The organism is Nitrospira sp. MA-1 (genome assembly GCA_032139905.1).
Taxonomy (GTDB): Bacteria; Nitrospirota; Nitrospiria; order Nitrospirales; family UBA8639; genus Nitrospira_E.
Genome location: JAQJDB010000007.1, coordinates 1 through 24,309, shown reverse-complemented (window position 1 = coordinate 24,309; position 24,309 = coordinate 1). Strand labels below are relative to the sequence as shown.

Annotated in this window: 20 protein-coding genes and 1 tRNA gene; 4 read left to right on the top strand and 17 right to left on the bottom strand. The window is 50.1% G+C overall.

Annotated features, from left to right (window positions below; all coding sequences use genetic code 11):
* Nucleotides 1-40: 40 nt before the first annotated feature.
* The 3 genes from PJI16_12855 (at nucleotide 41) to PJI16_12845 (ending at nucleotide 3,289) form a co-directional block, all read left to right on the top strand.
* Nucleotides 41-116 (top strand) — tRNA-Ala (locus PJI16_12855).
* Between the two features lie 85 nt (nucleotides 117-201).
* Nucleotides 202-2,064 carry an ABC-F family ATP-binding cassette domain-containing protein gene (locus PJI16_12850; protein ID MDT3778450.1) on the top strand — a complete coding sequence of 621 codons (1,863 nt, stop codon included), beginning with the start codon at nucleotides 202-204 and terminating at the stop codon, nucleotides 2,062-2,064.
* A gap of 199 nt (nucleotides 2,065-2,263) precedes the next feature.
* Nucleotides 2,264-3,289 carry a DUF2806 domain-containing protein gene (locus PJI16_12845; GenBank protein MDT3778449.1) on the top strand — a complete coding sequence of 342 codons (1,026 nt, stop codon included), beginning with the start codon at nucleotides 2,264-2,266 and terminating at the stop codon, nucleotides 3,287-3,289.
* Nucleotides 3,290-3,448: 159 nt separating this feature from the next.
* Here the strand turns inward: PJI16_12845 and PJI16_12840 are convergent, their stop codons facing one another.
* The 3 genes from PJI16_12840 to PJI16_12830 all read right to left on the bottom strand — a co-directional run bounded on the left by PJI16_12840 (nucleotide 3,449) and on the right by PJI16_12830 (nucleotide 5,300).
* Nucleotides 3,449-3,508 carry a hypothetical protein gene (locus PJI16_12840; GenBank protein ID MDT3778448.1) on the bottom strand — a complete coding sequence of 20 codons (60 nt, stop codon included), beginning with the start codon at nucleotides 3,506-3,508 and terminating at the stop codon, nucleotides 3,449-3,451.
* Nucleotides 3,509-3,539: 31 nt separating this feature from the next.
* The gene (locus tag PJI16_12835) at nucleotides 3,540-3,869 is read right to left on the bottom strand and encodes a hypothetical protein (protein MDT3778447.1); all 330 of its coding nucleotides are present in this window, start codon (nucleotides 3,867-3,869) and stop codon (nucleotides 3,540-3,542) included.
* A gap of 96 nt (nucleotides 3,870-3,965) precedes the next feature.
* Nucleotides 3,966-5,300: a replication-associated recombination protein A gene (locus PJI16_12830; GenBank protein ID MDT3778446.1), complete on the bottom strand. Its 1,335-nt coding sequence runs from the start codon at nucleotides 5,298-5,300 to the stop codon at nucleotides 3,966-3,968.
* 173 nt (nucleotides 5,301-5,473) lie between these two features.
* On the opposite strand from PJI16_12830, the gene PJI16_12825 reads away from it, so the two are divergent.
* Complete coding sequence (locus tag PJI16_12825) at nucleotides 5,474-6,271, top strand: alpha/beta fold hydrolase (GenBank protein MDT3778445.1); 798 nt, start codon at nucleotides 5,474-5,476, stop codon at nucleotides 6,269-6,271.
* 414 nt (nucleotides 6,272-6,685) lie between these two features.
* Here the strand turns inward: PJI16_12825 and folE are convergent, their stop codons facing one another.
* The 14 genes from folE to PJI16_12755 form a co-directional block, all read right to left on the bottom strand.
* Nucleotides 6,686-7,264: a GTP cyclohydrolase I FolE gene (gene folE, locus PJI16_12820; GenBank protein ID MDT3778444.1), complete on the bottom strand. Its 579-nt coding sequence runs from the start codon at nucleotides 7,262-7,264 to the stop codon at nucleotides 6,686-6,688.
* Nucleotides 7,265-7,338: 74 nt separating this feature from the next.
* Nucleotides 7,339-7,800: a 6-carboxytetrahydropterin synthase gene (locus tag PJI16_12815; protein MDT3778443.1), complete on the bottom strand. Its 462-nt coding sequence runs from the start codon at nucleotides 7,798-7,800 to the stop codon at nucleotides 7,339-7,341.
* Nucleotides 7,801-7,905: 105 nt separating this feature from the next.
* Entirely contained in the window at nucleotides 7,906-8,232 is a 327-nt protein-coding gene (locus PJI16_12810) for a 2Fe-2S iron-sulfur cluster-binding protein (protein ID MDT3778442.1), read from the bottom strand.
* Nucleotides 8,233-8,244: 12 nt separating this feature from the next.
* Nucleotides 8,245-9,540, bottom strand: coding sequence for an NADH-quinone oxidoreductase subunit NuoF (nuoF, locus tag PJI16_12805; GenBank protein MDT3778441.1), 1,296 nt, complete (start codon nucleotides 9,538-9,540; stop codon nucleotides 8,245-8,247).
* A gap of 272 nt (nucleotides 9,541-9,812) precedes the next feature.
* A complete protein-coding gene (mdh, locus tag PJI16_12800; protein MDT3778440.1) occupies nucleotides 9,813-10,760 on the bottom strand; it encodes a malate dehydrogenase in 948 nt (315 codons plus the stop codon).
* 42 nt (nucleotides 10,761-10,802) lie between these two features.
* Complete coding sequence (locus tag PJI16_12795) at nucleotides 10,803-11,213, bottom strand: hypothetical protein (GenBank protein MDT3778439.1); 411 nt, start codon at nucleotides 11,211-11,213, stop codon at nucleotides 10,803-10,805.
* Nucleotides 11,214-11,230: 17 nt separating this feature from the next.
* Nucleotides 11,231-14,323 carry a VWA domain-containing protein gene (locus PJI16_12790; protein MDT3778438.1) on the bottom strand — a complete coding sequence of 1,031 codons (3,093 nt, stop codon included), beginning with the start codon at nucleotides 14,321-14,323 and terminating at the stop codon, nucleotides 11,231-11,233.
* A gap of 185 nt (nucleotides 14,324-14,508) precedes the next feature.
* Complete coding sequence (locus PJI16_12785) at nucleotides 14,509-14,841, bottom strand: DUF167 family protein (protein MDT3778437.1); 333 nt, start codon at nucleotides 14,839-14,841, stop codon at nucleotides 14,509-14,511.
* 654 nt (nucleotides 14,842-15,495) lie between these two features.
* Nucleotides 15,496-16,248, bottom strand: a complete 753-nt coding sequence (locus PJI16_12780; protein MDT3778436.1) for an energy-coupling factor transporter transmembrane component T — start codon at nucleotides 16,246-16,248, stop codon at nucleotides 15,496-15,498.
* Nucleotides 16,249-16,361: 113 nt separating this feature from the next.
* Nucleotides 16,362-18,773 (bottom strand): energy-coupling factor transporter ATPase, encoded by a 2,412-nt coding sequence (locus PJI16_12775; GenBank protein MDT3778435.1) that lies wholly within the window; start codon nucleotides 18,771-18,773, stop codon nucleotides 16,362-16,364.
* A 14-nt stretch (nucleotides 18,774-18,787) separates the two neighbouring features.
* Nucleotides 18,788-20,344: a bifunctional UDP-sugar hydrolase/5'-nucleotidase gene (locus PJI16_12770; GenBank protein ID MDT3778434.1), complete on the bottom strand. Its 1,557-nt coding sequence runs from the start codon at nucleotides 20,342-20,344 to the stop codon at nucleotides 18,788-18,790.
* Nucleotides 20,345-20,399: 55 nt separating this feature from the next.
* Nucleotides 20,400-21,626, bottom strand: coding sequence for an SUMF1/EgtB/PvdO family nonheme iron enzyme (locus tag PJI16_12765; protein MDT3778433.1), 1,227 nt, complete (start codon nucleotides 21,624-21,626; stop codon nucleotides 20,400-20,402).
* Nucleotides 21,627-22,300: 674 nt separating this feature from the next.
* Nucleotides 22,301-23,590, bottom strand: coding sequence for a nitrate oxidoreductase subunit beta (locus PJI16_12760; GenBank protein MDT3778432.1), 1,290 nt, complete (start codon nucleotides 23,588-23,590; stop codon nucleotides 22,301-22,303).
* An 89-nt stretch (nucleotides 23,591-23,679) separates the two neighbouring features.
* Nucleotides 23,680-24,063 (bottom strand): response regulator, encoded by a 384-nt coding sequence (locus PJI16_12755; protein ID MDT3778431.1) that lies wholly within the window; start codon nucleotides 24,061-24,063, stop codon nucleotides 23,680-23,682.
* Between the last annotated feature and the right edge of the window lie 246 nt (nucleotides 24,064-24,309).

The window sequence follows — 24,309 nt, the reverse complement described above, 5'->3', positions numbered from 1 at the left end:
TGACCGAACCTGAGTCGCGTGATAGCATCATTTTCGGTGTGGGGCTGTAGCGCAGTTGGGAGCGCGCGTGAATGGCATTCACGAGGTCGCCGGTTCAATCCCGGCCAGCTCCACCAATTTCATCCCTCCTTTCCGTCTTTTTGACCATGACAAAGGGGTTTTAACTCCGTTTTCATCTCACATATTGGATGGTGCTTCCGCATGTTGCATATCGAACAAATTTCCAAGAGCCACCCCACAAAGCCCCTGTTTATTAAGGCCTCGGCACACCTCAAACCCAACACCCGCGTGGGACTTGTTGGTCCGAATGGGTCAGGCAAAACCTCACTGATGCGCATGATCCTCACTGAGGAGGAATTCGAAAGCGGAAAAATCCGACAACGTCCTTTTCTTCGACTTGGCTATCTGCCACAGGAACTGGAGTCCCTGCCGGGAAACACCATTCTCGATGCCACACATCGGAACCAATTCCCCGATCACGAAGCCAAGCGGATTCTTGCCGGCTTAGGATTTCAGGAGTCGGATTGGGAACGAAAAATTGATACCCTCTCCGGTGGCTATCGCATGCGGGTGGCCCTCGCCCACTTATTGCTGTCAGCTCCCGACGTCCTCATGCTGGACGAGCCGACCAACCACCTCGACAAACCAACACAGCGTTGGCTGGAATCATTCCTACTCACTTCGAATTTCACGCTGTTAATCATCAGCCATGATACCGGCTTTTTAGACAACATGGTCACCCATATCTGGGAAGTCCGGAACCATACTCTGCAGGAATACCGCGGCAATTACACGCGCTTCCAAAAGCTTCGGGCAGAGCGAGACGCCCAGGAAGAGGCAGCTGCCAATCGACAATCTAAAGAAATTTCACGCGTCCAAAACTTCGTCGACCGGTTCCGGTACCAGGCCAACAAAGCCAGCCAGGTGCAATCCCGCATCAAACAACTTGAAAAAGTGAAACGCATTGAATTGCAGCGGGACACGAAACGGTTGCGATTTAAATTCCCGGATCCCCCGGCTAGTGGAAAAGACGTGTTCGAGCTACGGGGTATCGGGAAACGCTATGACGAGAAGATCATTTATGATGGCTTGGATTTTTCGGTTGAGCGAGGACAACGCGTGGCCTTAGTCGGAGAAAACGGGGCTGGAAAATCTACGCTCCTCAAAATCCTGGCTGGAGTTTTAGAATTCGACAAAGGGTCCAGAACCTTGGGGCACGGAGTCACCCTCCACTACTTTGCCCAGCACCAGGCCGAGATTCTGAAATCAGAACATTCCATATTGGATTCACTGGAAGAAGCCGCGCCCATGACTGAGCGAAACTTCTTACGGGGTTTAGCCGGCGCATTTTTATTCTCAGGAGATGATCAGAAAAAACCCATCAAAGCCTTGAGCGGCGGGGAACGCAACCGGGTCGCCTTAGCCCGTATGCTCGTCGAACCGGCCAATACCTTGCTCTTAGATGAGCCGACCAACCATTTGGATCCCACATCCGTGGATATGCTGACGGACGCCCTGCTGCAATTTCCGGGGACCATGGTGTTTATCTCGCATGACCCCACATTCCTCATGCGTGTGGCTACACGCGTCGTAGAAATAGACGATGGACAAGCCCGCGATTACATTGGCGACTATGAATATTACTGCTGGAAACGGGCCAAAGAACTTGAAGACCAGGTTCCGCCGGAAGCCACAGACGACAAGAAAAAATCCAAGAAAAAAGAAAAACCTCAAAAGGAAAAACCCACGACCGAGCATTCCACCAATGGGACAGCCAGAACAACCGTCGCACCTCCTGACGGTCCGTCTCGACGAGACCTCTCAAAAAGCATCGCCCGTTTGGAAAAACAAGTCACTACCGTGGAAAAAGACATTGCCCAGCTCGAAGAACAAATCAAAGCCCGGGATGTGGAACTCGCTGACCCGGCCACCTACCAAGACTACTCCCGATGGAATTCCCTCCACCACGAACGCGAACAATGGGGCCATGACCTCGATCGTCTCACCCACAAATGGGGCGACCTCAGCGCCCAACTCGAAAAACAACAATCCCAAATCTCGTAATTTCCAGGACATCTTGCTGTGTCTTCCAAAAAATAACGGTCATTAAGGAGCCTGGCATCTTTACTTTCTTTTCTGAAATGTTCATACATGATTGACAAAATTTCAGAAATTTCATAAGGGTTATATTTAAGTTGTGAAGTTTTACGACCTATAGGCCGTCTATTTCTAGTTACGTAGGGCACCACATTTTTGGAATGGTATGGAAATCAAAGACCTAGCTGGCCTCAGTAAACCACTTACGCGACTCATCGAAGTCATCTCAAATGGTGCCGGTGCGGTCACGGCGTCGTACTTAATGCGGAAGAATGCTGAGGCCAAAGCTCATGAAATCCGAGTCATTTCCGACGCACTAAATGATGTTGCCAAACAACATCAACTACCTGTTACTTACAAGGATGGCGAGATCGAAATTTGGCAAAAGCCAGAAGATCAAACACTCGTTCTTGAAGCAAAGACCATGGAACACCGCTCCGGATTTCGACTGGATTACCAAGCGCGCAAAGAACAATCGAACATTGAAAGCATTACTTCAAAGACTGCTCTTGAGTTGGCAAACGACGAATCTGTGGCACCTGAATCACCTGACGACGATTGGGTGACGCGATTCTTCAAATACGCTCAAGATATCTCTTCCGAACAGATGCAGGACCTGTGGGGTCGCATTCTTGCTGGGGAAATCCGTAGACCCGGGACATATTCCTTGCGAACTCTAGATTTCGTCAGGAACATGACGCGCCCAGAAGCTGAACTTCTCGAACGCGTCGGTAAACTCGCAATTACCTGGAATGCCACCGCATTCGTTGACGCCCGTGATATGGCATGGCTCGAAGCGGACCGTAATATCGTTCCTGGTCTCCTATTTCGGTTGGCGGAACTGGACGTCATGTATCCATCAAACCTCTCGCTACGCGTCTTCCGCGAAGAATCCATTGATAAGGAATATTTTTTCTTAGGCGAACGAATATTGGTAATTGAACGAGGCGATATTGCTAAGGAAGTCCAAGTTATCGTTTGGAAATTCACCGCAATTGGGGTGGAGTTACTCCCACTTGTTCCGCCGAACTATGACGATACCTACTTGGAGCGGCTCGGCCTGTTCTTTGTTGATCGAAAAGGCAAAGCCTCCCTTGCACAGCTCATAGGAAAAGACTCTAGCGGTCAATTTGAGTACAAGATACTGCGTGAGATTATGAAGCCCGAACCGTCCCTGCCAAACGAAATATAACAACAAGATGCACACGGAACGGCTAGATCACCAAGGGGCATGGAGGTCTTATTCGTCATCAGCAGGAGAAGAAGAATCTGTAAGGCGATAAAACCGGTGACCTTCTAATTCTTTGGAAAGATGAGTTTGGGCTTTGGCACCCCTTGGGATCATCATGGGCTACCGGTAGTCTTTCCCATAGTTTAAATCCTTCATCAGCGAAGTGACCGCATTACGCAAATGTATTGGAACCGGCAGATTGTCTTTTTCTTCACCATCTTTTCTCGTAGTTTCCTAAGAAAAGTATCACATCCACAAGACAAGCTATTTTCCCATGCGAACCGACGCCTACCGATCGGCCCTGTGGGTGGGCCCGCTCATTAATCAGCGGGCGTTGTCTGAGCCCTTCGGCAAGGATCAGGACAGGCTCCGCGAGTTGGTCCGCCATCAATAAAGGACTCATTGCTTCCGCAGTCTTCTCTGGCCTTGTGGTGTGGCCGAGCAGTGCAGGCGACTCCGGGAAAAAGGCGCGCACTGTTTGAGCGCAGCGAGTTTGCGCGCCGCCGGAGTCGGCGAACCGTGAAGGAACCCGAAGGGCCACACCACGGCCACCATGGTTTTGGGTCCTTTTGCCGAAACAAAAGGACCTCGGCTGCCGGGGCGAAACCCGGCTCTTTAATTCAGAACCCTATTATTATCAGGGCGAGTTAAGATCTTCTTCGTCGACATTACCAGCAGAGGCGGAACCCCTGGACCGATAATACTTCCGGCCTTCTAATTCTTTAGGAAGATGTGTTTGGCCTTTGGCGCCGCTTGGATCATCATGGGCATAACGATAGTTTTTCCCATAATCCAAATCCTTCATTAACGAAGTCACCGCATTACGTAAATGCAGCGGGACGGGCAGATTACCTTTTTCCTTGGCATCTTTCCTCGCCGCCAAAAGCCCTGCATACGATGCATTACTTTTTGGTGCGATAGCTAAATAGGTGACCCCATGAGCCAAATTGATTTGTGCTTCAGGTAAACCGATGACCTCAACCGCATGAAAAACAGCCGAGGCGATCAGCAAACCCTGCGGGTCTGCCATCCCGATATCTTCTGACGCAAAAATCATCATGCGCCTGGCAATAAACTTGGGATCTTCCCCCCCTTCCAGCATCCGCGCCAGCCAATACAACGCCCCATCCGGGTCGGAGTCCCGCATGCTTTTGATAAAGGCCGAAATCAGATTGTAATGTTCTTCCCCATCCCGATCGTATCGTAGAGCCTTCTGCTTCAGGGCTTGCTCGACTTGCAGTTGGTCGATGGTGGTAGGTTTGCCTGACTTCGCATATTGGCCAACGACGAACTCCAGCCCCGTTAACATCGAACGCGCATCGCCATTGCCATATCCAATCAATAGTTGCTGAGCGTCGGGAGTCAGGGTGACGCGTGAAGAACCAAGCCCTCGTTTCGCATCTGAAAGGGCACGATTCAAGATATGTCTCAACGCCTCCTCGTTTAAGGACTGAAGCACCACCACCATGGACCGCGACAACAACGGGGCAATCACTTCAAAAGAAGGATTCTGCGTGGTGGCTCCAATGAGGATGATATCTCCCCGTTCAACATAGGGAAGGAAGGCATCTTGCTGCGCTTTATTGAATCGATGAATTTCATCCACAAAAAGAAGTGTTCGCTGCCCTGACACCTTTCGGCGTTGTTGAGCCGTCTTCAGCAATCCGCGTAACTCCGGGACTCCGCTCAGGACCGCTGAAAATGGCACGAATGTCGCCTGGGTTTTTTGGGCGATTAAACTCGCTAACGTCGTCTTCCCCGTCCCCGGCGGCCCCCACAGAATAAGTGAGGGCACACGATCATGTTCAATGGCCACACGCAACGGCTGATTTTCGGCCAGAACATCTTCCTGCCCCACAAACTCCTCAAAATCCTTTGGCCGCATCCTCTCTGCTAATGGAGCATGACGGTTATCGGAAGACTCCTGAACAGGAAAAAGATCTTTCTGGGACTGTGACTCAAATAATTCCATGAAAATTCACTTGCTCCCCAAGGTCCTTCTGGGAAACGTTTTCGTAATTACCTCTTTATTCTGAGTATGCTATAACCACGGGTCATGCACCCGCAAATGAAACCGGTTTATTGCACTTTAGTTGAATCTCTCGAGAAGAATCGATGGGGCTACATTAGAAGAAAAAGGAGGGAATGGTGAAGGCTGTCATTGATGGTGTCACAGTCGGTTATTCCGATCAAGGGAAGGGCACGCCTCTCGTCTTCATCCATGCCTTTCCACTTTCCAAAACCATGTGGCAACCTCAGGTCGATGCCCTGAAGGATACCTATCGAGTGATCACCATCGACCTTGCAGGACATGGAGAATCCGATATCGTGTTATGGAATGATACGTTGGACCATTATGCCAAGGGCGTCATCCACCTGCTCGATCATCTCGGGATTGCTCACGCTGTGTTTGTGGGCTTGTCGATGGGCGGGTATACCCTCTTTTCAATCTATCGACATTATGCGAATCGTGTGAAAGCCATGGTCTTAGCTGATACGAGAGCTCAAGCGGATAGCGAAGAAGGGAAAGCTGGACGCCAATCGATGGCTGAAGTGGCTTTTGGCGATGGAGCAGCGGCCATTGCCGACCTCATGCTTCCTAAACTTCTGGCCCCTTCCACCATTCAGCATCATCCTGAAATTGTGGAGCGGGTTCGACAGATGATTCTTCAAACATCAACAGCAGGAATCGTTGTCGATTTAGTGGCTATGGCCGCCAGACTTGATTCAACGGATCTTTTATCCACAATCACCTGCCCGACTTTAGTCATTGTGGGCGAAAATGATGTCGCCACCCCGATCGCAGAGTCTCATTACATAGCCGAACGGATAGCTGGCTCAACTCAGGTCACCATCCCTGAGGCCGGCCACCTCTCCAACTTCGAACAACCTGAGGCATTCAATGACGCTCTTCGGAGCTTCCTCACGACACACCGATTATAAGTATTGCTAAAACGCCAAGCAGATGAGAATAATATCCGATCCAGGTTAGTTGGGTGAAGACTAGAGAAAGAGAGAAAAGACAGGGATCACAGGAAGGAAAACTAAGTACTCTCAAAGAGAGGTCACAGGAAAATGCTCTCTATGTGGAAAACTCACATGTAAGATTCATTCATGTCCTCTCTCATCTTGAGATGGGACTCTTGCACCTGTCATTCCCCCGGACCATCAAACACAGCACCAGAAAGAAAAAACAAGGATGAGACCGGCGCCTCCTGCGCGACATGCCCTTCCGTGGGGATACATATAAAAATTCAAGAATGTCGGATTTAACCTCATTCCGGGAAAAAAATCAAATCTCTAGAAAAGAGCAGACACCCGCCGCGTCTGAACGACAAACATGAAATAGAGGAACCGTTAATCGCCCTCGCATCCGCGCTGGCGGATGAGCTTAAGGAATTCGTTGCGGGTTTGTTCCTGTTTCCGAAAGACGCCAAGCATTTCGCTGGTGACCGCCACGGTATTCTGTCTTTCTACCCCACGCATACTCATGCAGAGATGACGGGCTTCCATGACAACAGCCACCCCACGCGGCTTGAGCTTCGTGTGAAGGGTGTGGGCAATCTGAACCGTCAAGCGTTCTTGAACCTGCAACCGACGACTAAAGGCATCGACGATCCTGGGAATTTTGCTGAGCCCCACCACATGTTTATTGGGAATATACCCGATATGACATTTCCCAAAAAACGGCAAAAGATGATGCTCACAGAGGCTAAAAAAATCGATATCGCGCACAATGACCATTTCATCATACTCAATAGGAAATAGTGCCCCATTCAGCAATTCATCGATATCTTGTTGGTAGCCTTTGGTGAGAAAGGCCAGGGAATTGGCCACACGTTTGGGCGTATTGATTAACCCGTTTCGATGGGGATCTTCACCAAGATTTTCCAAAAGTTGCTTCACGATGGTTTCCAGGTTCGCGAGATTGGGCATACCCACCGCCTCGTTGTTATCCCGGACGAGAGCCCGTGGCTTGATGGATGAGGACCGCTTCGGCTTGGTCGGCATCAGTTCTCCTTTATCCCGTTTCTGATGGAAGAATCGCTGGACACTCCGGGAGTGCCCATATATTCAAAGAAGTTATCTCTGGTTTCAATTACCCCAATTTTCGCCAATTGGCCGGAAGGAATCTGATCAACCAGCAAATCCCAAACCAAACGCGCTAAATTCTCACCAGTTGTCGTGACTTGCGCAAAGGCGGGATCAAAATTGAGATGTTGATGATCAAAACGATCGACAATCTTGTCTTTCACGAGTTGATCCAAAGCGTCCACGTTTGTGATCAATCCCGTGCGTGAATCTAATTCACCGGTCACCGTCACGAGAACCGTATAATTATGCCCATGTCCGTTCAAGTTATTGCATTTCCCAAAGATCTTTTGGTTGATATCGTCCGGCAATTGATCGGTATGCAAGCGATGTGCAGCACAAAACCTATAGGTTCTGGTGATTGAGGATATGGTCGGCATGGCAGTCGGTCTCAGCATTATTTCTTTTTGCGAGGAGTTTCCTCAAAAATACGGCTATGAGGTGGATACCCTCACCTCTTACCTTCTCATGAGAAAATGGCAAATCTACGCGGATCGTTCAACCTCGGCCTCACCAAATTTTTCTTCGGGGACTTGAACAATCACATCTCCTGACACTCGAGCCTGACACCCTAACCGATGGTAAGGCTCAGTCAGCGCTTCCCGATCGAGCAAATCCTGTTCATCAAAATCGATATCGGAAAGATTTTCCTCGCCAGCAATCACATCCACCCGGCAAGTCGTGCAGGAGGCGTTGCCGCCGCAATCATGATTTAAGGGGAATCCGAGTTTCTCCGCGACTTCTAAAAGGGAAAGGCCTGCAGGAACTTCGCCAGACTTACCTTCGGGATGAAGAAATGTGACGCGAGGCATACCGTCTCCTCCTTACTCAGCACCAACTGGAACAGCCCTGAACGGACATCGCCCCAGGCGAATATGGTCTTCAAATTCTTGACGAAACAGGCGTAGGCTATTTTGTACCAATACCGCAGCTCCCGTGACCAGTGTACAAAACCCGGTGCCTTTGACAAAGCCACAAATCTGCAAAAGTTTGGCCAGATCGCGCTCTTCTCCTGAGCCATCTTCTATCTTTCTCATCAGGATAGCCAATTCTTGGGTACCAATCCGGCATGGTGGACATTGCCCGCAACTTTCCCGTTCAAAAAATCCTGAAAACTTAAGCGTTTGCTCCACCATACACGTCGCATCATCAACCACGATGACGCCGGCAGACCCTAATCCCGTGCCGGCTTTCTTCAGCGAATCGAAATCCATGGATAATTCCAATTGATCCGCCCCCACCATGGAAAAGGATGGCCCACCGGGGAATACGGCTTTGACACCATGTCCGTTCGGCACGCCCTGCCCACACACTTCAATCAAATGTCTGATGGACGTTCCCAACGGCAGTTCATACACACCGGGTCGATTCACGGCTCCACTGAGCGAAAACAACATCGTTCCCGGAGTGGTACTGGTGCCTACCTGACGAAACCATTCTGGTCCATTTCGTAAGAGTTGGGGAATATTCGAGAGCGTTTCAACATTATTGACTAAGGTCGGCTTGCCATGCAGTCCAAACTCCGTGGGATAAAACGGTGGTTTTTGTTTGGGCTGCGCCGGACGACCCTGCATCGATTCCAACATCGCGGTTTCTTCACCCGCCACGTAACTGCCATACCCATCAAAAATTTCAATATCCAGGTTGAGACCTGTGCCAAGAAAATTCTTTCCCAATAACCCCTGAGCTGTGGCCTGTTCCTTGGCTCGCTCAAAGATAGCTCGTTCTTCAGAGAATTCATGATTTAAATAGATATAAGCCGCCTTCGCTCCAACGGTAAACGCCGCAATCAGGCATCCTTCAAGAAGTTGGTGAGGATGATGTCGAATCAGATATCGATCTTTGAATGTTCCCGGTTCATGTTCCCCGGCATTACAGACAAAGTATCGCTCTTTAACCCGATGATTGACCACCTTGTCCCATTTCAGTCCGGTAGGAAATCCAGCGCCCCCCCGTCCCCGAAGATGGGCCTCTTTTAATTGTGCGATAATGGTCTGCGGATCGTTCTTCGTGACACACTGAACCCAAGCATCATATCCCCCCTCCTGGCGGTACGATGCAATTTCACCTGGTTCACCCTTTAACTCCCGCAATACCCGTGGTGCAAATACGTTATCCACCGAAGCCCCCTTGATCAATGGTTTGGGCCCATATGCATATATCCATGATTTTCATTATTTGGATTTCGGTATTTTTTACAAATCCCTTCCTCGAAAAACCAAATTTCCTTCCATATTCCCAAGGGAAATTAGGCGTCAAGGTGGGTCAAGAGCACGAGCACGACTCACTATACGAACGGGTCGCTAAAGTCGTCAAGGTAACAAGACGATCAGAAAGCACGCCTATTTAGTGAAGGAAAAAATGGGCAGGTTCGAGACATGCCATAGGCACATCAGGTGGTCTTTTTCATCATGAGATCTACCTGTCCACACAATTCCCCAACAGCCTTGGCTGAGACCGCCAGAGCCGCCTGTTCCTGTGGGGTGAGCGCATATTCAATAATCTGTTCCGCCCCGCCGGCCCCTAATTTCACCGGCACTCCCAGAAAGAGATCGTGAAAACCATATTCCCCGGCGCATAAGGCCGCACAGGGAAGGATTTTCTTTTGATCCTTAGAGATCGCCTCAACCATTTCCACGACCGAGGCAGCCGGGGCATAATAGGCACTACCGGTTTTAAGCAGATTAACGATTTCGATTCCTCCCTCGCGAGTCCGTTTAATCAGGGCCTCTAATGCCTCCGGCGACAACCATTCGGTCACTGGCCGCCCTGCCACCGTGGTATATCGATTCAAGGGCACCATCGAATCGCCATGTCCCCCCAGAACCATTGCGTGAATATTTTCGACCGAGACCTGCAAGGCCTCCGCAATAAAGGACCGGAACCGTGCGGAATCCAACACGCCCGCCATCCCAATGACCCGGTTTCTGGGAAACCCACTCACACGATGCGCAACGTGTGTCATCACATCAAGAGGGTTGGAGACAATAATGAGAATGGCATTGGGAGAACGTTTGGCCGTCTCACGGACCACCCCCGACACTATGTTAGTATTCGTTTCCAATAATTCGTCCCGGCTCATCCCCGGCCGGCGGGGCACGCCTGACGTGATCACCACAATGTCAGAATCTTTGCTCGCCTCATAGTGATTCGCTCCCGTCAGGGCGGAATCGTAGGCACAGATTGGGCCGGCTTCGAGCAAATCCAAGGCTTTGCCCTGCGGCAGTCCTTCGACGATATCGACCAACACAATGTCGTACCAATTTTTTTCTGCCAACCGTTGTGCGATGGACCCTCCAACATTTCCTGCACCCACCACAGTTACTTTTATACGGCTCATGAAACCACCCATCCCTTTGAAGGGGTCGCCAGCCATGCGGGTTTAATCATCTTCATGGCTCGTCCACCCTGCGACTTTAAAGTTGATCGTACACACAAAATTATCCCCGTCATAAAAATTCACTTTGATTTTTTTCTTCCCGTATTCACGGCTCAAGAACTCGTCCGGATTGTCAATGAACTCCTGATAGGCTCCCGCCTCATACCCTCCTAATTCTTTGAAGGCGACAATCATGCCGACCTTGACCTCTTGAAGCATTTTTGTCGTACAGCGAGGGAAAATTTCCCAGAATTTTTCACGGATGTCATCCTGAGTCGGCTCAAACCGTTCTCCGTCCTCCTGCCGGTCTTTCCGGTCAAACTTCGCCTGCCGGCGAACATAGGGATATTGATGCCCGGTAAACAACTTATACAGCCACGGTGGCACATCAGGGTGTGAAGGTAAACTGGTCATGTATCTCCCATATCAGCTCATTTGGCCGTAAGCCGTTGATAAATTTTCGGCAACTTCATTGGAAGTGATTCGACTTCATCGACGACCACATACCCAATTTCCCCATACATCCGTTTTACATATTCGGTTGGAGCTTGATCAATGGTAATGCAGAAGGGATGGACGCCTTGAAGACGAGCTTCCCGAAGAGCCATTTTGGTGTCTTCCAACGAGTATTCATCCGCATAGTCATCATCTAATGGTTTCCCATCACTGATCAGAATGAGAAGCCGCACTTTCGCCGGTTGCTGTTTCAGGCGATGCGTCGCATGTCGGATCGCCGCGCCATCACGGTTTTGTTGTTTGGGTGTCACTCCGCTGATCTTCAAACCGACACGCCCCCCGGACGGTTGGTCAAAATCTTTCAAGACCTGAATGTCCACCGATTCCCGGGTTTGCCCCGAAAAGCCGTACATCGCATATTGGTCGCCAATCGCAGACAACGCTTCCGAGAGCAGGAGCAAGCCTTCTTTTTCAATATCGATAACGGGACGCGCTCGAGTTCCGATCTGGCGTCCGGTTGATCCGCTCATATCCACCAGAAACGCCACCGCAACCTGTCGATCACGTTTTTGTCTGGTGGCATACACCTGATCGGACGAATCGTTTCCTTGCCGTCGATCCACCATCCAATTCACTAAGGCATCCAGATCAATGTCTTCCCCATGAGATTGGCGTCCCATTCGACGAAAGGCTTCCGGGCGAATCGTTTCAAAATACCGGCGAATGAGTCGCACAATTGGCCCATACGTTTGAAACGTTTCGTCCACAAAGTCGGGTGACCCTTCACGGCCAGTCTGTTCGATCACACGGCACCATTGGGGTCGATAGTCTCGTACCGTCCCATCCCACTCTTGATAGAGATACTCTCCCTCCCGAAGGCGAGATCCCTGTTGTCCATCGCCCGGACGAAGCGTCGGTTGAAACCATTGCTGCATAGGCGATTCACCAAAAACTGGTTTCTTGGGATCTTGCGACGAATCGGGTTGGTGAGGATGTCGACGCTCAAATTGGCTGGGTGAATTTTCCCCACCATTTCCCCCAATCTGGGTAGTTTGGTCCTGTTGCCCTTCTGTCTGTCTTTTCGACGCCTGCTCCTCTTCCTCCCCGCCTTTGACATGGTCCGGATTGAGAATGCCACGATACCCCCAGTTACTCAAAGGCCGATACGCCTCTTCTAAGTGTTCAGCCGCTTCAGGCTGTCCGCCTGAATCAGAGACCTCGGTGGTGTTGGAAAAGGGTTCAGGTTGTTGATTGTCCTTCTCCAGAGTTCCTATCCGGCGTTCTAATTCCTGATAGAGCCGGTCGGCAAGTTCCACCGATTCATCGACCGTCGCAGTAGGGTGTAAAATCGTTCGGGCAATCTGCCAGATTTCATCAACTACCTCTTGAAGTCCAGGACGAGTGAAGTCCTCCTTGGTAAACCCTGCATAGAGCAACAACAATGCGTCCAGCACAATCTCACGGGCCGTCATTCCATGGGAAAGCGTGCGAAGCTCCATCGCCTCCTTGGTCAATGACGTCAAATCCTCTTGTAACCCCGGATATTCATGACGGAGCAAATAGTCAATTCGAGCATCTTCCACAATTTCCCACAAATCCCGGATAATCTCCGGTTGCGGGTAGAGTTGAAAAAGGTTTCCCAATGTGTGAACGCCTCTCTTCTGGCTGGGACGTTCCTTTTCGTATCGGGTCTGCACCCCGGTAGCCACACGTTGCAACACTTGGGTCGAGAGCGCATAGGTTCCAAATTCCACATGTCCAACCTCATGAGCGACCATGACAGTGTACCATCGCCGGTTTCCTTCCCGGCTCTCCGATCGCCTCATGACCAGGGGAAGATATACGGTTTTTCCATCGCTGCTCACCTGGGCTTTCTCGGAGACAGGACTCGCTGACATGTGACTGGTCCCGACCGAAACTCCTCCTGTTTCGGGAAGTCCCTCAATGGCCACATCCTCCCCACACAACGCCCTTGCAAACATTTTCAAGGATCGGGCGACTTGACGAAGCGACACACCGCTCATCGCCTGCTCTACTGCTGAACAAGCCTGTTGCGTTTCCAAACCAAAAAAGGCCCTTCCAGCCTCGAGACTATATTCCAAGGCTTCCATCCCCTGAGCAAACCACGCGTCAAACACACCGGTATCGTCCTCTTTGCCAGCCAAGCCGACCACCTCGGAAACGCGAGAAAAATATGCGAGAGTCGCCTCGGGATCTCGATCCGCCACAAGAAGGCCGAATTTTAATATTCGAATCTTCCACTCGACCGTCGAAACCCCAGGCAAAACTTCTGTAGCCTTGGCCAAAAAAGCTATCGCCTGCTCAGGAGAATGATCCGCAAGCCTCGTCCCTAGATCAATGACACGTTGCTTGACGTTCGCGTCATTGAACTCCAGAAACAGACTTGGACTCGTTCGAAAAAACTCCAAGGTTCCAATATAATCAGGCTTCCCAAGGCTGTTTTGAACCATGAGCTTCATGCCAAACCCAATCCAGGACCTGGCCGATTCCAACGGAACAGCTCTAGCTATGGAGGGACATTCACGGAAAAACTCGTTTCCTAACACATAATTCCATTCGGACAGGTCTATCCCTAGCCGGGCCCATTCCTGAAGCTCAGGAATGGCCATCTCCCCACATAATTGGGGAAGCACCTTGAACCATTCGTATGCACATTGTGGAGCGGCTTCATTTGACCCATCGGCTAGTTCCAGCACATGGGCTAACAATGCATCTCGATTCGACTCCCCTTCCAGAATTCCGAGAATCATGGGACTTTCTTTGAAGTAACGCAGACCGAGAGCCCCGGAGGCTTGTGCAAAGGTAATCCCTAAATCCAGCCATGGAATGACACTGGCTACGCATCCTTTTCGATTCAACTCTCCCAGGGCCCATACGGCTTCACCCTGTATTTTTGACGAAATCTCTTTTAATTCAATGAGTAATTCCAGAATAGGCACCCGAAGACGAGGGTCCACCAGTTGTTCATCGAGACCCTGAGCCGTAGTCGCATCAAGTCGGTCGACTAATAGCTCATGAAGTTCATCTTTTGGGGTCAAGGAAGACATGTAATTGATTAATAACCGAGGGAATTAAATAAATGATTACAAGAAGAAGAAGGATTCCTGCCCGGCAGTTTCAACCGAGTTTTAAAACCAGAGCTACGGCTGGGCATTATAAAAGTGACTTCAAGGGATGTAAACTCATCCAATAATCTAATAGATTCTTAACTTTATACCCCCAACACCCATTTCTATCCACCTCTATATTCAGGATTTTTCGTGGAAGGGCTTTTCGTCAGAACTGCTCTTATAGCAGCCAGGGTCTTCCCTGCAATAAAAACTCGTTTCTGCCTGGAACTCACTCCCGATTTCAGCTGGACATCTTTCTGGGGAACACCAAGCTGTTGTGCCAAAAACCGGCATAATTCTGTATTGGCCTGACCATCCACCGGAGGAGCTGCAAGGCGAATTTTCAAGGCTTCCCCATGGAGTCCAATTATTTCTGTTTTTGAGGCTCGTGGCTGGACATAGATTCGAATTTCTATCCCTTCTGATCCTTCTATTACACAGCCGCCGAGTTCCATATTAAATTTCCTATAGCCAAGACAAATCATTCACCTTTTTTGGCAGAAAAATAAAATGCACGATAGATATTAACATCAAGCAATTTCACAGAACGAGAAATAATATATTATTTATCAACAGCTTATATCATACATCAAGATCTTGACATGGACCCAGATGGTGGGTAAAATATTTTTATATTGATAACGGTTATCATTTTCGAAAGGGCAATCATTCAGTAACGGTTTTTCTATGTTCATCTGCATCTGCAAAGGTATCAGAGAATCCGATGTTCGTGAACTTGGACAAGCGGGTATCACTTGTCCCTTAAAGCTTGCGGACGCCCTCGAACTCAATGACAAACGGCAGTGCTGTGGCCGTTGCATCAAAAAGATTTCAAAATTTGTCGCACTCGCGACAGAAGAGACCTCCTGCCGACAGACCCCAATGATAAGTTAGGTATTTCGTACCAACACTCACACCAGCTTCACAATTTCTCCTTCTCAGGTACCTCACCGGAACTCGCAACCAGAGCCATTGGCCTTAAGCTTCTAGCTGAGCCAATCTTTCCATTGTCCACATCATCCAACCGACGCTTTCGGCATCCCACAATGGAAAAGAGGATTTTTGGGATTGTCTTTAGATTTGAGCGAAAATATGCAGGCATCAAATTCTCAAAATTGCATATCGAGAGTACCGACGCCCTGCCATCGCAACCAAAGGCTTACTCCTAAAAGAATCAGCATCACACTCATGACCGTGTAATCCCGGGCCCTCAATTTCCCGGTAGCGTAAAAATGCCGTGTCGCTGAGGGATGAAACCCTTTAGACTCCAGCGACATCGCCAGAAGATTCGTTTGACGAAGGGCATGCCCAATCAAGGGAATCACCAGGGGAACATATTTACGAATGCGTTGTAGAATTCCGCCGGTCGACACATCTAATCCGCGTGATCGCTGCGCTTGAACCACACCCACGCCTGCTCCTAAGAACATTCCCACCCACCGGAACGCGAGTGAGAAGACAAACCCTGCCCGTGAAGGAAGTCCCAATTGCTGAGAGGCGTGCGCGAGCTCTTCCACCGTCGTTGTCGAGAGTAACCAAATACCACCCCAGAGCATAATCAACAGCCGGAGACCCATTCCTAAACCAACCCTGACACCTTCCCAGGTCACTCCAAGGCCATGCAAGACGGGAACAGAGGTCACACCATCGACAAAGAATGGCCAGAGAGCCACGCTATAGCCAAACAGGAGAACCGTCAGCATCCACATTTTCCTGACATTCGCCCCTGCCTGAGACATAGTTAACCCACCCATCACGCCTCCAAATACTCCAAGCAAGTAAACCGGGTCCGAAAAACACAGGGCTAATCCAAACACCCCAAGCACCGTCAGAACTTTGGTGCGACCATCTAACTGGTGCATCCACGATTTCCTGGGTAGATACAAGGAAACGTTCATCGGTATTTACCAGACTCTATGAATCTCACACATGCCACACACGTTTTCCATTACCGGATTCGTATCGGCAACAATGCTCATGGAAAACCTCGCCTCCAGGAGGCGTTCACTTCTTCCACCGTTAGTAAGGTCTGTCCCCATCGTTGGCTAAAGCGGGAAATAGCCGGGATCTCTAATGATGCTGACTGGATCAACCCGGGATCAGCAAAAACTTCTCGAGGCGTTCCATCAGCAATAATCCTCCCGCTGTACATGAATAGACAGCGCCGGGCATAAGCCGCAACAAGCCCCATCGAATGTGTGATCATCACAATCGTATGCCCCTCTTGATTCAGTCGCCGAATCATCGCCATCATCCGGTCAGTTTCAAGGGGATCAAGCCCTGTCGTGGGTTCATCAACAATCAACACAGCCGGTCTCGTAGCCAACACGGACGCCACCGCAATCCGCTGTCGCTCCCCTTTTCTTAAGGAAAACGGATCTAAGTCCCGACTTCCCTCAATAGGCAATCCCACAGCAGTCAACGATTCTTTCACCCGATCGGCAATCTCATCCTCTGAGCAACCCATATTCTTCGCGCTGAAGGCAACTTCTTCCCAGACGGTATCCGCAAAAATTTGATGATCAGGATTTTGAAAAACTAATCCGACGCGTTGGGCCAATTCATTCATCGAGGTGCTGCGGGTATTCATGCCGTCCACAACAATGGTGCCGCATGTCGGCATCAAGAGGCCATTGAGCAATCGTGCAAGCGTACTTTTCCCTGATCCATTCTGACCCAGCAATGCCAGAAAGTCTCCTGGCTGGATGGTAAATGACACGTCAGCCAAGACCGTCTGCTCTTCATACTGGAAAGAAACGTGGTCAACCTGAATCAAGGGCAAAGCCATCGTTGATTCTCTCTCCGGCAGCTTCCCCACCCGAAGTGTATCATCAAGAACCTCCGCCGGAGGTGCCAGACGAAGATTCAATTCATCAGCCCGGGTCCATGCTTCCTCGACGGAAACAGGCACGTGTTCCAGGCCCCATTCTTCAAAACATTCTGTCAGGACGAAAGGTCGAAGACCACAATCCCGCATCAACTGAGGCTGTCGCAACAAGGTCTCAGGCTTTCCTTCCCAAACGATGTGCTCCTGATCCAAGACCAGAACTCGATCCGCTTGCGCAAGATAGTCATCATTATGCTCGGTCATGAGCACAGTAATTCCGTCTTGTTGAAGATTCCGTAAAACATTACGTAGTTGTGACCGGCCTGCCGGATCAAGGTCTGAACCGGGTTCATCCAGGACCAACAGCGCCGGTTCTTGTACCAGCACAGAAGCCATCACCAGACGTTGCCTCTGGCCACCGGACATCGTCATAGGATCACGGTGGGCACAATCGGCCAACCCGATTTGATTGAGGGCACGAACGACCCGCCGTCTGACCTCGTCCACAAAAAGTCGAGGGTCACGATATTCCAATGGGTGGAGCAATTCCCCCTCAACAGTCGTCGCCACAAGTTGCGTATCAAAATCCTGAAAGACCAAGCCAACCCGCCCAGCCTGTTTCCACACGGGATCATCCACGGTGTCGCGGCCCTTCACTCGCATCGTTCCGGAAAGTGTCCCAGGGATCATATGAGGAATGAGACCATTACAGGCATAGCATATCGTGGACTTCCCACTTCCACTCCTGCCTAACAGAACAACGAGTTCACCGGAAGCCAGAGAAAATGACACATTCCTGAGCACAGGTGCTGAACCGGACGCATACTGGAATGTAAAGCCACGACAGTCCACAATTACGTCGCGAAAATGGGCATTCGTCCCCTCGCTCCCCGAATTAGGTGCCTCCAGCTTTTTGGTAGGGTTAATATGGGAAGCACCTGATTCTCGAATATCTTCATACCGCAAGCGCCACCGTTGCACTCTCGGATAGAGAAACCCCAATAATGGAGGACCGAGAAACATGCCCATCACCACATTATTAAAAAAGATCGCTGGAGCGAGGATAACAAAGGGTAACAACCCCAACCACTCCACTCCCCACGCAATCATTCCGGCACAGGCGGCTGAAGCGATCATACATACCACGCCATATTCCATCATCTGACGCCAAGATTTCCCCAAAGGCGGCTGGCCGGATGAGAACCACCCCAAATGCCCCCATAATACATACGGAAGATATCCGAAAATAAAATTGCCTAAAAACCCAAAGAAACTTGCCGGCCCCAAGGTGCCGAAACAATCTCCGATGACATTGCCAATACCTGCGCCCCAAGCCGCAGCGGGACCAAACAACAGCGATGCCACAAGAGGAATGGCATTAGCCGGTCGTAATTCCACAAAACCAGGAACAATCGGAATGCCGGCTTTAAAGGGAATAAGAATTGCGGCATAAATTGCCGCAATCTGAGCCGTTAGAACAATCTGCCGGGTATCCCGCCAGACAGCTACCAAATCAGCCCACCATCGTCGTGAATCACGAGCAGCTTGGGGAAGAGACATACAGTGATGAGAGGTTAATGAGACGGGAAGCTATTCACGAATACGATACGATCATCTGCTTCCGCATAGAGCGGACCATCAACTAAGGCTTTCAACAACAGATCTCTCAAGGGGATTTGATGGTCCCTTCGATCCGAGAGGTGAGTCAACATGTCATAGCCATCCCCGCCCTCAGCCACAAAGGCGTCCGTCGCGACAGTATAGGTTTTTGACATATCTAAGGGCATACCCCCAACCATGATGCTCTTCACACGAGATCCAACCGGTGCCTTTCCTTGATACGTGACCTGGAGACCGGATACCTGGAGGAACCGACCGGAATGATTCGGCCATTGACTCACACTATGCTCTAAAACCTGACGAAGCATCGCTCCCGTCACATGTACGGTCACAAGGGCGGAGTCAAAGGGCAGGACCGAAAGCATATCGCCTAATGTTACCGGACCGGGTTCCAGGCTTCGACGAATTTGTCCGGAATTTATTAAGGCGATATCCGTCTCAAATTTCCTTCGCATACGATCTGCCAACAAATTTCCCAAATTGGTTTCTTGGGTCCGGACAACAGGCCGATCGCCCTGGAGCCGCACAGACGCCTCCCCCAATATCTGAGTGGCTTGACGGGCAAACCGCTGTCGATACTCGCTCAGAAGTTGTTGGACATTCGGCTCGACTGGAACTTCCACGGTCACTGGAATATTGTGTGAACGCGCCTGGATCACCGATCCTTCCTCAATCGTCAGATCTAATCGCCCGACTGTTCGGCCCTGCCGATGCGTCTTCACATACACCGATCGAGGACGAGTCACGGATTCAACCGGCTCCATCAAACCAGGAGCATACATTCCGTCAAACCCTTCGGTATGTCCACCGATGAGCACATCCACCCCCTCAACGGTCTCCAGAATTTTTAAATCTTCATTGCTATCTTGATGTGTGAGGGCAATGACCAGGTCAATATGGGCTTCTGTCCGTAACCGCAGGGCTTCAGTTTGAAGAGAGGCAATCGGATCCATCAATGATAACGTATTGGCGACATCCCGGTTGAAGGTATCAGGAAAATTACTGTTCCCCACAATTCCGACGATTCCAACACTCACATTCCCCAAGCGGGTGACAACTGAGCGCCGGCAAGGGAGGACAGATCGCTTAGACTGAAGGTTCGTGCATAAAATTGGGAATTCGGCTAACTCAACCAATGTGCGAAGATGGTCAATTCCATAATCAAAATCATGATTTCCAGCCACCATCGCATCGTAGCGGATCAGATTCATGGCTCGTATATCCGGTTCACCGCGAAACCAGGAAGACAAAGCGGTTCCAATAAGAATATCCCCCGAATCCACCATCAAGACCGGCACGCCTTCCCGCCGAACCTCTTCCACAATTGTGGCCCGCCTGGCCAGGCCTCCAACTCCCGTCTCTCCGGCTAGCTCAAGCGGAAGCGCAACCCCGTGATGCTCGCTCGAATGCAGAATCACCAACCGGTCGGTCGCAAAGGCTGGGTTCCCCCAGAGAATCAAGGCAAAAAGGAGGAGCCCCCAATGCCCCCGTCTTTTAAGTATCACTCGCATTGAAAGGTGTCATCCAATATGCAACACGAAAAAGAAGCAGCGTCACCCATGAGCATTATGACTGCACACAGCGGAAACCGATATGCGCATAGGGGTAACTTTGTCGAAACCAATTTCGAAACGACCGGCGCAAGAGTCGGCTGGAGGTAAAAGGCCCGGCACCTTTCACCACATAATGATCCTGATCAAAAAATCTGGCTGAATAACCAGGATACGTGGGAAAGGGTGAAAATCCATGAAAAGGATGGAAAACGGTCGATGTCCATTCCCAGCCATTTCCCACCATCTGAGCCAAACCAAACGCACTGTCCCCAAGAGGATGGGCATTCACAGGAGCCAGATCCCAAGCATGAAAATCAACATTCCCATGTTGAAACATTGACGCTGCATTACCCCAGGGAAAGGATTGCTCAATACCGGACGGAGTGCCAAAGGCGGCGCGATGAAATTGGGGTTCGGTCGGGAGGGTCATGCCGGCCCAATTAGCGTAAGCCTCCGCCTGTCGATGTGTCACATACACCGGCCAGAATGGCGGTAATGGGACTTCCTGGAACATCGTGCGCACATACCAGGCATCCCCTCGTTTGACCCAAAATGCGGACGGCTCGCCACCTTCCTGAACAAATCGCAGATATTGTTGGTTCGTCACTTTATGCCGGCTGATCAAAAACGCAGGAACAGGGACGACATGTTGCAAGAATTCGTTGTCCCAGCCAAACCCCTCTTCTGGCTCCCGTCCGAGGGTGGCCATGCCTTCTGGCACTTCCATCATCTCATTTTTAGGTATGTCTTCTGAAAATGAAGAAGATAAGCCCCCGGAGGAATTCGCTGGCGCATGCTTGTACTTTAAATCCAAATGATGGAGTAAGTAGGCATTCGTCTCGGCATGCATCAGACGATGTTCCACTGCCATATGGATTATACATTCCGGAACAGTTGGCAAGAGACGATCCACTTCTTCACGAGCACGTGCATTATAACGGTGCACTTCATTTATTGTCGGCCAATCCGATGGTCGATCGGCGGGCAGATTTCCCAAGGAAGGATCAATTCCCGCTTCAAATAACTGGTCAAATGATTCATGAAACGACGGCATGCCCAATGTCCAACGACCAATCTGATTCCAGTCAAATGCCTCAAGATGGCCCAGGTAAAAAATTAAACGATGTCGCTCGGGGATTGGACGCTCATACATGGCTTCATCACTCACAAGGGAGAAGAGACGATCCGTGCAGAGCCGGGCATCGTCTAATTCACTTTTCAATTTGGCCAATTGCATCATTAGGACCTCTCCTTATCCAGCCAGACATGACAAAAAGAATCAATACAACATAGCTTGTAATTTTCACCCAATTTTATCAAAAGATTAACTATACCGGACTGGTCTAAGGGTCGAAAAGTTCAAAAGCCAAGGCCATTATGGGATTCAAAGAAGAGTGTCCTCTCCAAACTACCCATAGAATCGTTTGGTTGATGAGCGGGAAAAAATGGTTTCAAACACTCTTCCAATGAAACTCTATAATTCCACCAATAGGAGAGGTGCTCTGAACATAGACAATTTATGAGCTATAGTTACAATAAAATCCAATAAAATCATCATTTATTTTTCATCCAATTTCATCCTTTGCACATGTTTCAACGCCGTACAATGCGGATACAGTGGAATCCCGTGCGTTCTCCGAACTCACCTCCTTTCCCTATCATGAGATACAATCTTGTCCCTATATGTAGATTTTTTCCTGAATAAGGAACCCCTGTTTTTTCTTAATCCTATGCATGCCTCATTTGTCGAGCAAAAAGGTAAAGACCGGACGGTATCAAAAAACATTTTCAGGTAATACGGAATTTACAGTTCTAAAGTGTATTGTAAAAATGCTTGAAGAATTTTGAATAAAAAAAAAGCAGGGGGCGACAGATGTCGCCCCCTGCTCTTCGGTCTCCCCTCTGGGCTTCCGCTTACAGCCAGTTCACCCGCTCCGCCGGGCGGATGTAAATCGGCTCTTCCACTTGCTGCCGCACCGCTTCCTTGCCCGATTTGTTGAACCCCAACACCGTGTCGTTGTACATCTCAAACTTCCGCCCATGGATTTGGGTTTCGAACACTTTCGGTCCCGGAATCACGTCATACCGGAAGATGATCTGTTGGCTCGCCCGCCACAACTGCAGCACCGCCAACAATTCCCGGCTCGGCACCAGATACTTCTCTATCGCATTATCCACTCCCGGCCCGAACATCTGCCGGATGTAGCCCCGTGGGGCTTGGCGTGGGGGAATGTAGAAGCCATTGGGCTCCGTGCCCCATTGCGGATACAACGGCAACGCCACTTGTTCCACCCGAATGGCATAGTACAACGGATTCCAGCGATCTTCCGCCCATAACCCGTCATCGCCCACCTTCACCAGCCCTTGCAACCGGATCTTACCCACGCACGCCGCCATACATCGGGTTTCCATCGGCTCGCCCCCCGTGAGGGGGTCTTTGCCCTCGACCCGCGGATAGCACGCAATACACTTCTCACTTACCCGCGTCGTGCCCCGGTACATCGGCTTCTTAAACGGGCATTGTTCCACACACTTCTTGTACCCCCGGCACCGGTTCTGGTCGATCAACACAATCCCGTCTTCCGGCCGCTTGTAGATGGCCTTCCGCGGACACGCCGCCAGACAGCCTGGATACGTACAGTGGTTACAGATGCGTTGCAGATAGAAGAAATACGTTTCATGCTCCGGCAAGCTGCTGCCTTGCATTTTCCACGGCTCTTCTTTCGTGAACCCCGTCTTATCCACTCCTTCCACGATCGCCCGCATCGAGGTCGCCGTGTCTTCATAAATATTCACAAACCGCCATTCCTGGTCGGTCGGGATGTAGCCAATGGCCGCCTGCCCGATCTTGGCCCCCGCATCAAAGATCGTCATCCCTTCAAACACTCCGTACGGTGCATGGTGCTTGCGGCCCACCCGCACGTTCCACACCTGGCCGCCCGGATTGACTTGCTCGATGAGCTGCGTAATCTTGACGTCGTAAAATTGTGGATAGCCCCCATACGGCTTCGTTTCCACGTTGTTCCACCACATGTATTCCTGCCCTTTGCTGAACAGCCACGTCGACTTGTCCGCCATCGAGCAGGTTTGACATGCCAAACACCGGTTGATGTTAAAGACAAACGCAAACTGCCATTTCGGATGCCGCTCCTCATACGGATACAGCATCTTTCGTCCTAACTGCCAGTTATACACTTCAGGCATTGTCGTCCTCCGTTTCAGTGAAAATTTCGGGGATGAATAGTCTGAATTTGCCAACGGTCACGTTGCCAAAAACCAGGCTTCAACCCAATTTACCGTCGCATTTTTCTTTCGGCCATTGCTTCATTCACGATACAACCAAGCACGCTCAGATCTATCGTTTTGAGCAGGACTTTACAGTGCCCTAATTGCTTTACAGCCTGCAAGTCCACCAGGCCTTCATACGCCGTAAATATCACGGCGGGAGTGGATAACATCTTTCTCACTGCTTGTAATGTTTCCACTCCATCCATACCGCCCATTTTATAATCAACCAAGATTACATCCGGTTCATCCCTATGATTTTTCAAAAATTCCATCAAGGCCTCTCCCGATTCAAAAGCGCGTGCCGTGCAATCTAATCGGGAAAGTTTTTTCGCAATATTTACGCGAACCACCTCATCATCATCCACCACAAATACATAGGGTTTTGTCACCACATGTTCCTGGTCTATGCCGTAAATATTTGCACCGGATTATCTTCATCAGTGCTCCTCACAATACCGTTTTTCGCAATACGTTCCTTTTTCCTTGAAAAAGGCGGAGGCTGGGGGGAGGTATTAGCAATGTTTCTTTCTAGACGGCAATCAAGAAGAAACCCCCCAGCCTCCAATTCACTTACACTTTGATCTTAATATGATCACCCTTCAGCCATTTGATCATGAACTCATTCTCCTGGCCTG

Excerpts from the sequence above, each read along its gene's own strand:
- PJI16_12850 (MDT3778450.1), top strand. The coding sequence starts at position 202 with ATGTTGCATATCGAACAAATTTCCAAGAGCCACCCCACAAAGCCCCTG.
- PJI16_12845 (MDT3778449.1), top strand. The coding sequence starts at position 2,264 with ATGGAAATCAAAGACCTAGCTGGCCTCAGTAAACCACTTACGCGACTC.
- PJI16_12830 (MDT3778446.1), bottom strand. The coding sequence starts at position 5,300 with ATGGAATTATTTGAGTCACAGTCCCAGAAAGATCTTTTTCCTGTTCAG.
- PJI16_12825 (MDT3778445.1), top strand. The coding sequence starts at position 5,474 with ATGGTGAAGGCTGTCATTGATGGTGTCACAGTCGGTTATTCCGATCAA.
- folE (MDT3778444.1), bottom strand. The coding sequence starts at position 7,264 with ATGCCCAATCTCGCGAACCTGGAAACCATCGTGAAGCAACTTTTGGAA.
- PJI16_12815 (MDT3778443.1), bottom strand. The coding sequence starts at position 7,800 with ATGCCGACCATATCCTCAATCACCAGAACCTATAGGTTTTGTGCTGCA.
- PJI16_12810 (MDT3778442.1), bottom strand. The coding sequence starts at position 8,232 with ATGCCTCGCGTCACATTTCTTCATCCCGAAGGTAAGTCTGGCGAAGTT.
- mdh (MDT3778440.1), bottom strand. The coding sequence starts at position 10,760 with ATGAGCCGTATAAAAGTAACTGTGGTGGGTGCAGGAAATGTTGGAGGG.
- PJI16_12795 (MDT3778439.1), bottom strand. The coding sequence starts at position 11,213 with ATGACCAGTTTACCTTCACACCCTGATGTGCCACCGTGGCTGTATAAG.
- PJI16_12790 (MDT3778438.1), bottom strand. The coding sequence starts at position 14,323 with ATGTCTTCCTTGACCCCAAAAGATGAACTTCATGAGCTATTAGTCGAC.
- PJI16_12785 (MDT3778437.1), bottom strand. The coding sequence starts at position 14,841 with ATGGAACTCGGCGGCTGTGTAATAGAAGGATCAGAAGGGATAGAAATT.
- PJI16_12780 (MDT3778436.1), bottom strand. The coding sequence starts at position 16,248 with ATGCACCAGTTAGATGGTCGCACCAAAGTTCTGACGGTGCTTGGGGTG.
- PJI16_12775 (MDT3778435.1), bottom strand. The coding sequence starts at position 18,773 with ATGTCTCTTCCCCAAGCTGCTCGTGATTCACGACGATGGTGGGCTGAT.
- PJI16_12770 (MDT3778434.1), bottom strand. The coding sequence starts at position 20,344 with ATGCGAGTGATACTTAAAAGACGGGGGCATTGGGGGCTCCTCCTTTTT.
- PJI16_12765 (MDT3778433.1), bottom strand. The coding sequence starts at position 21,626 with ATGATGCAATTGGCCAAATTGAAAAGTGAATTAGACGATGCCCGGCTC.
- PJI16_12760 (MDT3778432.1), bottom strand. The coding sequence starts at position 23,590 with ATGCCTGAAGTGTATAACTGGCAGTTAGGACGAAAGATGCTGTATCCG.